The organism is Micromonospora sp. NPDC051925 (genome assembly GCF_044548625.1).
Classification (GTDB): Bacteria; Actinomycetota; Actinomycetes; order Mycobacteriales; family Micromonosporaceae; genus Micromonospora.
In genome coordinates, this window is sequence record NZ_JBIUCH010000001.1 from 266,276 (window position 1) to 279,798 (window position 13,523).

5 protein-coding genes and 1 pseudogene are annotated in these 13,523 nt (G+C 71.1%); 3 read left to right on the plus strand and 3 right to left on the minus strand.

Features of this window, described 5'->3' with window-relative positions:
• Positions 1 to 27 precede the first annotated feature (27 nt).
• Positions 28 to 1,770, minus strand: coding sequence for an amylo-alpha-1,6-glucosidase (locus ACIG87_RS01150; RefSeq protein ID WP_396846975.1), 1,743 nt, complete (start codon positions 1,768 to 1,770; stop codon positions 28 to 30).
• Between the two features lie 297 nt (positions 1,771 to 2,067).
• On the opposite strand from ACIG87_RS01150, the gene ACIG87_RS01155 reads away from it, so the two are divergent.
• The 3 genes from ACIG87_RS01155 (at position 2,068) to ACIG87_RS01165 (ending at position 7,533) form a co-directional block, all read left to right on the plus strand.
• Complete coding sequence (locus ACIG87_RS01155) at positions 2,068 to 3,900, plus strand: RICIN domain-containing protein (RefSeq protein ID WP_396846976.1); 1,833 nt, start codon at positions 2,068 to 2,070, stop codon at positions 3,898 to 3,900.
• A gap of 204 nt (positions 3,901 to 4,104) precedes the next feature.
• On the plus strand, positions 4,105 to 5,664 hold the full coding sequence (locus tag ACIG87_RS01160; RefSeq protein ID WP_396846977.1) for an arabinofuranosidase catalytic domain-containing protein: 1,560 nt from the start codon (positions 4,105 to 4,107) through the stop codon (positions 5,662 to 5,664).
• A gap of 186 nt (positions 5,665 to 5,850) precedes the next feature.
• Positions 5,851 to 7,533 (plus strand): alpha-galactosidase, encoded by a 1,683-nt coding sequence (locus tag ACIG87_RS01165; RefSeq protein WP_396846979.1) that lies wholly within the window; start codon positions 5,851 to 5,853, stop codon positions 7,531 to 7,533.
• Positions 7,534 to 7,679: 146 nt separating this feature from the next.
• Here the strand turns inward: ACIG87_RS01165 and ACIG87_RS01170 are convergent.
• Positions 7,680 to 9,826 (minus strand): annotated as a pseudogene (locus ACIG87_RS01170) (AAA family ATPase).
• A 230-nt stretch (positions 9,827 to 10,056) separates the two neighbouring features.
• Complete coding sequence (locus ACIG87_RS01175) at positions 10,057 to 13,422, minus strand: M12 family metallo-peptidase (RefSeq protein ID WP_396846981.1); 3,366 nt, start codon at positions 13,420 to 13,422, stop codon at positions 10,057 to 10,059.
• Positions 13,423 to 13,523: the final 101 nt, after the last annotated feature.

Consider the following 13,523-nt stretch of genomic DNA (forward strand, 5'->3'; position numbering starts at 1 on the left):
GCCTCCCCGCGGAGGCCACGACGCCCCTCACCGCACCGGTCCCGCCGGACCGGTCCGGCCGCCCGACGGTGACCCGTTCCGTTGCTGATGGGCGGCAGCGAGAATGAGGTAGCTGCTGGCGGTCCAGGTGTACGCCCGGTCCCGGAGCTCGGCACCCGTCTCGGCGTCGAAGTTCTCCGCGAAACCGGACTTCTCGCACAGGGCCAGGAAGCGCTGGCTGATGTCGTCGGCGATCGCGGTGTGCCCGGCCCGGCGCAGGCCGTCCTCGACCAACACGGTGGAGGGCGCCCAGATCGGGCCACGCCAGTAGCCGTCGGCGAGGTAGTGGGTCGAGTCCGTCGGTTCGGTGGCCAGGCCGTGGGTGGTCAGGTGGGCCTCGATGCCCCGGGCCAGCACGCCGGTGACCGGGGCCGGCAGGTCGACGCCGAGCGTGATGGGCATCAGGTCGAGCAGGCTGCGGCTGGCCTGCCGCCGTCCGGTGCGCGGGCTGCGGGCGGTGAAGCGCTCGCCGTCCCACAGCTCCCGGAGCAGGGCCGCCCGGACCCGGTCGGCCTCGTGGGACCACCGGTCGGCGGGCAGGCCCAACTCGGTGGCGAGGTCGGCCAGGCAGCGCAGCTGGGCGACCAGGAACGCGGCGAGGTCGGCGGTCTCCAGGACCCGGTCGCCGTCGAAGGTGGTGGCGTTGTCCCAGCCGCTGTCGTTGCCGTGCTGGTAGTGGGGCAGGTCGTGGCCGGGGGCGCGGCGCGCGTCGAGCCAGAACCCGGTCCACCGGGCCAGCCGGTCGTACGTCTGGGCCAGCGCCGCCCGGTCCGGCGGCTCGGGCAGGCGACGGCGCAGGTGTCCCAGGGCCCAACCGTGAATGGGCGGCTTGACGTAGTTGTGCAACACCTCCGAGTGGGTGATCGAGTCCGGGAGGGCGCCGGCGGCGTCCTGATGGTCGAAGGGCAGTTGGAACTGGTGCCAGGCCAGCTCGGGCTCGCCGGCCGCCAGGGCGATCGCGTTGAAGCAGTGGTCCCAGCTCCACACCTTGTCCATCCAGTGTTTGGACATCAGCACCGCCGGCCGGGTGACGAAGCCCGCCGGCTCGACGGTGGCCGACCAGAGCACGTACGCGGCCAGTTCGGCGGCGGGGGTGTCGACGCCGCGCCACGGCGCGACCGCGTCGACGAACGCGGCGAACTCGGCGCTGCGGTCGCGGCACAACTGGTCGAAGGTGCCGGATCGGGCGTAGGGCGGGCGGGCGGTGGCGTACTCCTCGATCGCGATCTCCCAGGGCTGGTCGGCGGGGAGATCCAGCCACCGGTCGGCGGGGCCGAGCGCCTCCACCCCCGCGACCCCGCACAGCGCTCCGGACAGCACCGTGATCCGGTAGCGGCGGCCCGTCTCGTAGGAGGTGAACACGGATGACCCGTCGACCGGATCGAGGTAGAGGTAGGTGCCGCTGAACGGGGTGAGGGTGCGGGCGGCGGCGGCGATCCGCAGCCCGAGTCCCCGGCCACGCATCCGCAGGGTGTCCGGCCCCTGGTAGCCGACCTCGATCCGGCCCTCGCCGCTGCGCCAGGTCAGCAGCGCGGGGGTGGCGACGACCGTGCTGTCGGCATCGGGGGCGAGGCGGAGCACCGGGTGCAGCCCGGTCTGGTGGGAGACCAGGTGCAGGTCGTCGGCGTACGCGTTCTCGGCTACCACCGGCGAGATGTTGAGCCAGGAACCACGGTAGCTGAACGGGATGTCCTGGATGGAGAACTCCGGACCGGACGGGACGACTGTCATGTTCGGCGGTGCCTCTCTGTGGTACGGGTGCTCAGTCCTTCACGGCGCCGGCCGTGACCCCGGTCGGAACGGAGGCGAATCGGTTCGGAGAATCGGTTCGGCCGAACATAGGTCCGGCCATGCTCGACGGTCAAGAGGGAGCCGTCAGAGACAGAAGATCATCAGCAGTAACACCAGCTTTATCGGACTGTCATTTCATTGACATCCTTCAGTACCCCGCCCTACGATCCCTGCGAATCGATTCGCATGCGATGTCCTCCGGAGAGCGTCCCCCCGCGCGCCACCAAGGAGCCGCCCGTGAAAACCCCGTCCCGCCGCAGGCCCGGACGAGCCCGCGTGCTCGTCGCCCGGCTCACCGTCGGCCTGCTCGCCATCGCCGCCGCCACCGTTGCCGCATCCCCGGCCCAGGCCGCCGACGAGTCGATCAGCGTCAACTTCTCCACCACCAACGGCACACCGACCTACCGTGCCTCCGGCTGGATCTACGGCATGACCGAGAACGCCAGCGGCCCGGCCGACCACTTCTACCGCGACGTCAAGTTCCAGTACATGCGCGCCGGCGGCGCACAACTGCCGGGCAGCGGCTGGGTCGGCGGGAACTACGACCGCCGGTGGAACTCCACGCTCGCCCAGGCGCGTCGGACCACCGCTCTGGGCGGTCAGTTCATCATCCTGCCGCACGACCTGTGGGGCGCGGACGGCGCGGGGATCTCCCGCTTCCCCGGCGACAACGGCAACTGGACCGACTACGACAACTTCCTGACCCGGCTCATCAGCGACGTCCGGGCGTCCGGGCTGTCCGTGCAGTGGGACATCTGGAACGAACCCAACATCACCATCTTCTGGAACCGCCCGATCTCCCAGTACCTCGAACTGTGGCGGCGCACCTACCAGCGCCTGCGGACGGAGTTCCCCAACCAGCTCATCGTCGGGCCGAGTTGCGCCTGCGTGCCGTCGACCACGCACACCTTCTGGAACCAGTACCTGGACTTCGTCCGCTCGACCAACACGGTGCCGGACATCATCAGCTGGCACTCGCTGCCGGGTGACCCGGTCGCCAACGTCGCCGCCGCCAACGCCACCCTCGACCCGCGCGGCATCGCCCACCCCCGGCCTTACCAGATCAACGAGTACGGCGCGACCGACGAGCAGAACCCGGCCGACGGCGCGTGGTACATCGCCCGCCTGGAACGGGCCCGTGCGGACGGCCTCCGGGCGAACTGGGCCGGCGGCGGCAACCTGCACAACGATCTCGGCAACCTGCTGGTGCGCAACTCGGCCGGCCAGCACCAGCCCAAGGGCGAGTGGTGGGTCTACCGCTACTACGCCTCCCAGGCCGGGGAGATCGTCGCGGTGACCGCCAGCCAGTCGTACGACGCGTTCGCCACGAAGGCGACCGGGGTGGCGAAGGTCCTGGTCGGAGGCGGCCGGACCACCGGCAACCTGACGGTCAACCTGCAACGGTTGGACACCACCAGCGGCATCGTGCAGAACAACCAGGTGCGGGTCCTCACGCAGCGCATCCCGTACAACGGCGGCGGCGCGGTGCAGGGGCCGGTCACGGTGTCGAACACCGTGGTCAACGTGTCCAACAACAACGTCACCGTGACCCTGCCGTACGGCAACCAGAACGACACCTACACGGTCACCCTGTTGCCGCCGTCGGACAGCGGCTTCCAGTCGGTGGCGGTGGCCCAACACTCCCAGCAGTGCCTGGACAACACCGGGCTGAGCGCCGCCGACGGCAACGTCCAGCAGCAGTACTACTGCGAGGGTGGTGACCAGCAGCTCTGGAACTTCCGCCCGGTCGCCGGGGTGGCCGACACGTACACGGTGGTCAACCAGCAGAGCGGCAAGTGCCTGGACGTCAGCGGGGTCTCCACCGCCGACGGCGCGGCCGTGCACCAGTGGACCTGCCAGAACGGCCTCAACCAGCAGTTCACCCTGCGCAGGGTGACCTACGGAGGCAACGACGCGCACGACTACCAGCTCGTCGCCCGGCACAGCGGCAAGTGTGTCGATGTCAACGGAGTCTCCACCGCGGCGCAGGCACGGGTCCACCAGTGGACCTGCAACCCGACCGGCCAGGGCAGCCCGTTGAACCAGACGTGGCGGATCTGGGGCCGGTGACCCACCCGGAGGTCGGGTGGCGGGTCACCGGCACCCGACCTCCGTCGTTCGTCCACCGGAACGACGCTCCACCGGGAGACCCGCCACGCATTGATTGATGTCAGTTCATGAGTGATTCTCAGGGTGCTGCGAACCGATTCGCCACCACCACCCCCGGCGGGTCCGTCAGGCCCGCCTCGCTGCTACGAACCAAGGAGCCGCTTCGTGCGTACCCCGTCCCCGAGCGGATCAGGCCAGGTCCGCGATCCCATCCCGCGACGCCGTCGCCTCCACCGGCTGACCGTGCTGGTCGGCGCGCTGGCCGGCGTCCTCGCCGTCGCCGGAGCCACCCCCGGCATCACCTCCGGGACCGCCGAGGCCGCGTCGTCGTCGGTGGCCGCCATCGAGCCGGGGCAGAGCACCCGGATCGTCGGCACCGGATCCGGCCGCTGCCTCGAGGTCCCCAACTCCAGCACCACCAACGGCACCCAGACCCAGCTGTGGGACTGCCAGGGCAACCCCAACCAGACCTGGACCTGGACGTCCAACCGGCAGCTCATGGTGTATGGCAACAAGTGCCTGGACGCCTCCGGCCGGGGCACCACCGACGGCACCGCGGCGATCATCTGGGACTGCAACGGCCAGAACAACCAGCAGTGGAACGTCAACGCCAACGGCACCATCACCGGAGAGCAGTCGGGGCTGTGCCTCGACGCCAGCGGAAACGGCACCACGAACGGCACCAGGATCCACCTCTGGACCTGCCACGGCGGCACCAACCAGCAGTGGACCTCTCCGGCCACCACTCCCCCGCCGCCCGGCAGCCGTCCGTGCGACATCTACGCCGCTGGCGGCACTGCGTGCGTGGCCGCCCACAGCACCACCCGGGCGCTCTACGCGGCGTACGCCGGCAACCTCTACCAGGTACGGCGCTCATCGGACAACACGACTCGCAACATCGGGCTGTCGAGCACGGGCGGCACCGCCAACGCGGCGGACCAGGACTCGTTCTGCGCCGGCACCACCTGCGTGGTGACCGTCGTCTTCGACCAGTCCGGTCGCGGTAACGACCTGTGGTACCAGGGCTCCAGCGTGGTTCCGGGCTCACCGCAGAGCAAGCCGGCGGTGGCCACCTCGGAGTCGCTGACGGTGGGTGGCGCCAAGGCGTACTCGCTCTACATCAACCCGGGCAACAGCTACTGGCGCGACGGTCACCTGACCGGCGTCCCGACCGGGGCCGCGCCCGAGGGCATGTACATGGTCACCAGCGGCACCCACGTCAACAGCGGCTGCTGCTTCGACTACGGCAACAGCGAGACGACCCGCAAGGCCGACGCCGCCGGGGCGATGGACGCCATCAACTTCGGCAAGCAGTGCTGGTTCGGTGGCTGCTCCGGCACCGGGCCCTGGGTGCAGGCCGACCTGGAATGGGGCCTGTTCCCCGGCGGCAGCAGCTCCTGGAACCCCAACCAGCGGGCCTTCACCAGCAAGTTCGTCACCGCGACGCTGAAGAACAACGGCACCACCCGGTTCGCCATCAAGGGCAGCAACGCCCAGTCCGGCAGCCTCTACACCCTCTGGGACGGCTCACTACCCTCCGGGTACAACCCAATGAAGAAGCAGGGCGCCATCATCCTGGGCAGCGGCGGGGACTGCTGCAAGCCCGACGGCGGCGCGAACCTGAGCGCCGGCACCTTCTACGAGGGGGCGATGGTCGCCGGCTACCCGTCCGACGCGACCGAGAACGCCGTCCAGGCCGACGTGGTGGCCGCTGGCTACCGCTGACCCGACCACCCCGTACGCCGGTCACCACCGTTCGCCAGCGGTGGTGACCGGCGTACGGGGTGCCCCGGGCGGCCGGCCCGGGTCGGCCGACGTACCGACGCGGCGGGTCGTACCCGCCCCACCATCCACGACGTCCACGGTTGCCGGCGGTGGGCGTCCCCGACGGGTTCGATGCATGGAGGTCCGATGAGCAACCCCACGATCAATCCGGTGTTCGATCGAACGGCCATCCTGCTGGTCGCGATGCTCGTGCTCGTGGTGGGCCTGGTCGTCAGCGATCCACCGCAACGGGCCCAGGCGTGGGACAACGGCGTCGCCGACACCCCGCCGATGGGATGGAACAGCTACGACTCCTTCAACTGGAGCGTCACCGAGGCCGACGTGCGGGCCAACGCCGACTACATGGGCGCGAATTTGCGGCAGTACGGCTGGGAGTACATCGTCGTCGACTGGGCCTGGTACTACCCGGGGCAGCACAACGGCAGCCCGAACCAGGACGCCAACCGGCAACCCCGACTCCGGATGGACGCCAACGGACGGCTGCTGCCCGACACCACCCGGTTCCCGTCGGCGGCAGGCACCAACGGATTCAAGCCGTTGGCCGACCACGTGCACGCGCAGGGACTGAAGTTCGGCGTCCACCTGATGCGGGGCATTCCCCGGCAGGCGGTCGCGGACAACGTGCCGATCCTCGGCACCAACTGCCGCGCCAACCAGATCGACAACAGCACCACCGCGGCCTGGCTCAACCTCATGTGGGGTCTGGACATGACCAACCCCTGCGCGCAGGCGTACCTCGACTCGGTGTTCCAGCTGCTGGCCTCGTGGGGGGTCGACTTCGTCAAGGTGGACGACATCGCCGCGCCGACGTACCGGCAGGCGGAGATCGAGGGTTACCGGCTGGCGATCCAGCACAGCGGTCGACCGATGGTGCTCAGCCTGTCGCCCGGCGCGACGCCACTGGCCAGCGGCCCACACGTGCAGTCCAACGCACACACGTGGCGCATCGTCAACGACCTGTGGGACAACTGGTACGCCCTCGACGCACTGTTCGACCAGCTCCGCAACTGGACGCCGTACCGGACGAAGGGCGCCTGGCCCGACCCGGACATGATCCCGATCGGACGGCTGTCCACGTACGGTCCGGTCGGCTCACCCCGGTACTCGAACCTCACCGCCGACGAGCAGCGCACCCTGATGACCCTCTGGGTGATCAACCGGGCACCGCTGATGTGGGGCGGCAACCTCGTGGAGAACCGGGCCGCCGAGCTGGCGTTGATGACCAACTCCGCGGTGCTCGCGGTCGACCGGCACAGCGCCAACAACCGCCAGCTCACCGGGGGAACCCGACAGGTGTGGACCGCCGACGTGCCGGACAGCAACGATCGGTATGTCGCGTTGTTCAACCGCGAGAGCACGGCGGCCGACGTGTCGGTGAACCTGGCCGACCTCGGCATCGGCTCGGCCGTCGTGACCGACCTGTGGTCCGGTGCGAACCTCGGCACCTCGGCCGGGACGTTCACCCGGTCGCTGCCCGCCCACGGCGCCGGGCTCTACCGGCTGGCCCCCGAGACCACCACTCCGCCGCCGGCCAGCTACACCCTGACCGCCCGGCACAGCGCGAAACTGCTGGACGTCGACAACGCCGGGACGGCCGACGGCACGGACATCGTGCAGTGGGCCGCCAACGGGCAGCCGAACCAGCGGTGGCGGCTCCAGGACGTCGGCGACGGCTACGTGCAGATGGTCGCCCGGCACAGCAACAGGTGTCTCGACGTGACAGGCGCCGGGCTGACCGACGGCGTCCCGGTCGTGCAGTGGACCTGCGGCACCGGCACCCACCAGCAGTGGCGGCGCACCGCGGTGTGACGACGCCGGGAGGTCGGGCCGGGCGACCGGCGGTCGCTGGAAGCGTTGATCGGGTACGGAACCCGATCAGCGCGTCGCGGCCGGCACCGGGTGCGGGACCGGAATTGCCGGGCCGCCCGTCGCGTCCCGCGCGGCGGCGCGAGCGGTCAGCGCGCGGCGACGGTGAGGCGGTGGTCGAGGGCAGTGTGGCGGCGGCCCGCGCCGACGGTACGCACGGCGGCGGCCAGGGCCCGCCGGGAGCCGACGAGGACGACGAGTTGTCTGGCCCGGGTGACGGCGGTGTAGAGCAGGTTCCGTTGCAGCATCATCCAGGCGCTGGTGGTCAGGGGGATGACGACGGCGGGATACTCGGACCCCTGCGAGCGGTGGATGGTCATCGCGTAGGCGTGGGCCAGTTCGTCGAGTTCGTCGAACTCGTAGTCGATGTTCTCGTCCTCGTCGGTGCGTACGGTGAGGGTCTGTTCCTCGGGGGACAGCGCGGTGACGATGCCCAGGGTGCCGTTGAAGACGCCGGCCTGGCCCTTGTCGTAGTTGTTGCGGATCTGGGTGACCTTGTCGCCGATCCGGAAGGCGCGTCCGCCCATCCGCCGCTCGGGTTGACCCTCGCGGTGCGGGGTGAGGCGCTGTTGCAGCAGGGTGTTGAGGGCGGCGGCACCGGCGGGCCCACGGTGCATGGGGGCGAGGACCTGCACGTCGCGGCGCGGGTCGAGGCCGAAGCGGGTGGGGATGCGGGTGCAGGCGACGTCGACGGTCAGCGCGGCGGTGGCCTCGGTGTCGTCGCAGGCGAACAGGAAGAAGTCCGGTAGTCCGTCGAGCAGGGGCGGGCGTCCGGCGTTGATCCGGTGGGCGCGGTGAGCAGGTCGCGGAGCACCTCCCCGGCACCCACGCTGGGCAGTTGATCGACGTCGCCGACCAGGAGCAGGTGGGCGCCGGGTGGCACCGCCTTGACGAGCTTGTTGGCCAGGATGAGATCGAGCATGGAGGCTTCGTCGACGACGAGCAGGTCGACGTCGAGGGGGTTGTCCCGGTCGTGGGCGGCCTCCCCGCCGGGGCGTAGTTGCAGGAGTCGGTGCACGGTGGCGGCGGGATGCCCGGTCAGCTCCGAGAGGCGTTTCGCGGCGCGGCCGGTCGGGGCGACGAGGGTCACCCTGGCCTTCTTCGCGGCGGCCAGTTCGACGATCGAGCGGACGGTGAAGCTCTTGCCGCAGCCGGGCCCGCCCGTGAGCACCGCCACCTTCGAGGTCAGCGCGAGCCGGACGGCGTGCTCCTGCTCGGGGGCGAGGTCGTTGCCGGTGCGCGCCCGCAACCAGGCCAGCGCCCTGGGCCAGTCGACGTCGGTGAAGTGGGGCAACCGGTCGGCCCGGTCGTGCAGCAGCCGCAGCAGGGCGGCGGCGAGGGACTGCTCGGCGCGGTGGAACGGCACCAGGTACACCGCCGGCACCGGTTCACCGTCGTCGCCGGGCAGGACCTCGCGGACCACGCCCTCCTCGGCGGTCAGGGTGTCCAGGCAGCGGTTGACGAGGTCACCGGGCACGTCGAGGATCTTCGTGGCGTCGGCGACCAGTTCGGGGACCGGCAGGTAGCAGTGGCCCGAATCGGTGGCCTCGGACAGGGTGTACTGGAGGCCGGCTATCACCCGCTGCGGGCTGTCGTGCGGGATGCCGACAGCCTGGGCGATGGTGTCGGCGGTCTTGAACCCGATGCCCCACACGTCCGCCGCCAACCGGTACGGCTCCTTCGTCACCACCTCGATCGACGCGTCGGCGTACTGCTTGAAGATCCGCACCGCCAGGGACGTCGACACCCCGACGCCCTGGAGGAAGACCATCACCTCCTTGATGGCCTTCTGCTCCTCCCACGCTGCGGTGATCTTGGCGGTGCGTTTCGGCCCCAGCCCGGCCACCTCGACCAGCCGGGCGGGTTCCTCCTCGATGATCCGCAGGGTGTCCAGACCGAAGTGCGCCACGATCCGCTCGGCGAACACCGGCCCGATGCCCTTGACCAGGCCGGAACCGAGGTAACGCCGGATGCCCTGGATGGTCGCCGGCAGCACCGTGGTGTAGGAGTCGACCTCGAACTGCCGGCCGTACTTCGGATGTGACGACCACCGCCCCGACAGCCGCAGGCTCTCCCCGGGCTGCGCGCCCAGCAACGCGCCCACCACCGTCAACAGGTCGGCCCCACGGTCGGTGGCGACCCGGGCGACGGTGTAGCCGGTCTCCTCGTTGACATAGGTCAGCCGTTCGAGGACCGCGTCCAGGGTGGCGAGCGGTGCGCGGGCGGGAGCGGTCACCCCACCATCGTGCCGGTTGACCGTCACACCACACCAACGGCCCGGCCTTCCCCTCGATCGACCGTGGTTCCCCCACTGCTGCCCCGGCAGAACGGCGCGCGGCCGGGCCCGGGGGCAGAGGCACCGGACTCCACCCGGGACAGCGCCGACTCCGGCACCACGCCCGTACGTCCTCCCCCGTCCGCGTCGGGCGAAGGAGGACGTCCGGGCGTGCCGCTACGACCCGCTCGTCAGCCGATGGTGAGGTTGCCGCCGGAGGCGGTCAGGGTGCCCTCCCGGGTCGTCGACCCGGTCCAGTCGGACGAGAAGAGCAGCCGGTCCCCGTCCCAGACGGTGATCCCGATCCCGTCCCGCCGGCCCGGCTCACCCCGGTCGGTGGCGGTCACCCGCATGGTCAGCCCGGTGGCCACCGCGACCGGGCTCTGCGCGGTGGAGATGTCGTACAGGGTGACCGGGTAACGCAGGTCGGCGACCGGCTCGCCGGCCACCGCGCCGATGCCGAGCGAGTCCAGCCCGGTGCTCTGGAACTTGTACCGCTTGCCGGCCGACTTGTAGCCGACCTTGGCGCTGCCGACCAGCTTCTTGCCGTTGTTGATCCGCGCGTCCAGGGTCACCTCGATCCGCCGGTCGTCGTCGAGCGGATAGCCACCCGCGGTGGTCCCACCCTTCAGGTAGCCCGACCCGCTGATCGACCGGCCGTCCCCGGCGACCACCGTGACGGTGGCCGTGTCGCTGCCGGTGTACGCCCCGGCGAGCACCGCGGTGACCGGATGCGCCCCGACCGGCAGCGCGGCGAGGCAACTGGCCGAGCCGTCGTCGGCGGCAGCACCGAACGGCTTCGCCGTCGCCGAGCAGAGCGTGTCGTCGCCCTCGGTGAAGGTCACCGTGGCGTTCCGGATGTCACCACCGGCACCACGCACGGTGGCCCGTAGCAGCACCCCGGTCGAGTCCGCGCCGCCCACCGGGGAGGCGAGGGTGTCACCGGTGTAGGTGACCGTCGCCGCGCGCACCTGGGTGATGGCGACATCGGCGTCGTTGAGGTCGAAGAAGACGTTGTCGACCGCCTCGATCCTGATCCGGCCCCGGGCGGTGTCCACGTTCGGCCAGGTCACCGTCGCGGCACCGGTGTTCGGGGTGCGCTCCGCCAGCACGTACGGGAAGGTCGCCCCACCGTCGGTGGACAGCGAGATCCGCACCTCGCTCACGTTGATCGGCGCGGTGTTCGTGCCGGCCACGTCCCAGGTGATCGGGGCGGTGCCACCGCCCAGCTGCGCGCTCGGCGTCGACTGCGAGGTGACCAGGAACGGCCCGGCCGCCGGGGCGACCGTCAGCGCCACGTCGGCGCTGCCGATACCACCGCCACCGGGGTGGCTGTCCCGCCCGGTGAGCCGGAAGTGCAGGGTCCGATCGTTGGCGACGCCGACCCAGTCGGCGGTGGGCAGGAACTCCGAGTAGCAGTCCACCGTCGCGGCGGGCACGTTGCTCGCCCCGCCGGTGGCCGGCGGCGCCGGCGCGGCCGGGCAGGCGCCGGTGGCCGCGTTGGTGTTGTTCGCGGCGACCTGGGCCAGGTTCGGGAAGTGCCGGGTCGGGTCGGTGGTCACCGCGTTCTCCCCCGGCGAGTGGTACTCCAGCGTGTCGGTCGGGCTGACCGCCGCCGCCTCGCCGAACTGCCGGAACAGCGGCCCGTTGGTCTTGGTGTTGGTGACCAGCGCGGTGCCGGCGCTGCCACCCCGGTCGTTCTGTTCCCACAGGTAACTCACGGTGTCCCCGTCGGCGTCGGTCGCGCCACCGGTGAGGGTGAACGGGGTCCGCGCCGGAATGGTGTACGCCGACGCCGGCACGGTCACCACCGGGGCCCGGTTGCCGGTCTGCTCGGTCAGCACGCCGCCGTTACCGGCCGCGCCGCCCCGGGCGGTCTCGCCGACGAAGCCGGTCACCGCCCCGATGCCGGCCAGTCCGAGCGACTGCACGTCGACGCCGGCCAGCGGGCCCCCACCGAAGGTGACCTGGAAGCCGGTGTCGTTCGGGGCGCCCAACCCGCCGAAGGCCGTCACGGTGACGGTGGCCCCGGCCGGCCAGCCGGAGATCGCCTCGATGGCCGCCTTGATCCCGGCCGCGGTGTAGTTGCCGCCGCGCACGATCGGCGCGGAGGACTGCCCCGCGTAGCTGACGGTGAACGAGGCACCGTCGGTGTCGAAGCCGGACAGCGACGCGGTCTGCACCTCGTTGAGCGCCGCCCGGCTGCCGGTGACGAACGTGCTGATCTCGGTGTAGCTGCGCTGCGACCAGTACGGGTCGCTGTGCGGCTGAAGGTTGTCCTGCTGGCAGATGCCGGCGTACGCCATGATCGACGACCCGCTGCCGGGCTCGTACGAGTTGGCCGCGCTGCGGTTGCTGCCGGAGCAGTTGTACTGGGTGCCGTTGAAGGTGTGGTTGCCGGCGAACTGGTGCCCGACCTCGTGCGCCACGTAGTCGACCGCGTAGTAGTCGCCGACCGGCGTCGGCAGCCCGGTGCAGCCCCGGGCCTTGCCGTCCAGACCGACCACGCCGAGACCGGCCACGCCACCGCCGGGCAGGCCGAGGCCGATGTGCCCGACGTCGTAGTTGCTCGCGCCGACGAGTTGCCCGAGCACGATCCGGTTGCGGTTGAGCAGCGAGCTGGTGCACGACGAGATCTGGGCCGAGGTGTAGCAGGCCGCCGCGCCGCACGGTCCGTTGGGCTCGGTGGCCTGGGCGGCGGTGTTCAGGTTGGTCTTGTCGGTGTCGGTGACCAGCACCAGCCGGATCGCCGTCTCGTCCTCGTAGATCTGGGTGACCCGGTTGATCAGGGTCACCTTGGCCGCGGTGACGTTCTCCGCGCCGAAGAAGGTGGCGTACGAGGGGTCGGTGACCAGGGCCAACCGGTAGGTGCGCAGGGTGACCGGCGGACCCGCCGAGGCGTCCCCGGTCGTCTCCGGTGCCAGCGCCTCGGCCGCCGCCGTCACGTCCTCGCGTTCGACGAACGCCGGGTCGGCGTCGACCAGGTCCCGGGCGTAGTAGCTGGCGTACACGCTCTGGTCACCGTGGTAGTAGGGGTCGAGGTACCAGCTGCCGGCGGTCGACCGGACCGAGGCGTGGAAGCCCAACGGGGTCAGGTCGGCCCGGATCGTCGCGGTCGGGTCGTCCAGGCCCCGGCCGACGTACGTGCTGATCTCGGGATGCCGGGCGGCCAGCCCCTGCTCCATCACCGGCGAGTCGAGCAACGTGAACCGCTGGAACCGCCCGGTCGGCGTGGGCAGCGCGACGGTCAGCCCCGGCTGTCCCCGCCGGGCCGCGCCGGCCCGCTCGGCCGGGGCGTCGGCCAGGGTGTCCGCCAGCCCGGCCCGGTCGAGGGTGTACGCGACGAACCGTTCGGCGCGGATGTCGGGTACCCGCCCGTCGCGGGCGTTCGTCGACGGCACGTCGGGCAGCTGCCGCCAGGGGCCGGGGTCGGCCGGGGCGGCGACCGCCGGAGCACCGCCGATCAACGGCAGCGCGGTGGCGACCAGCACGGCGGCGAGCAGCCCGGCCAGCCGGCGGCGGCCGGGGCCAGCAGCATCAGGGGGTGGAACCGTCATCGAGAGGGCCTCACTTCACCAGGTCGGGGATCGGGCCGGATGGCGTGGCGTTCGTGGACCACGCCGGGCTGTCCCGGGAAGGACACGCTATGACGGGTCCT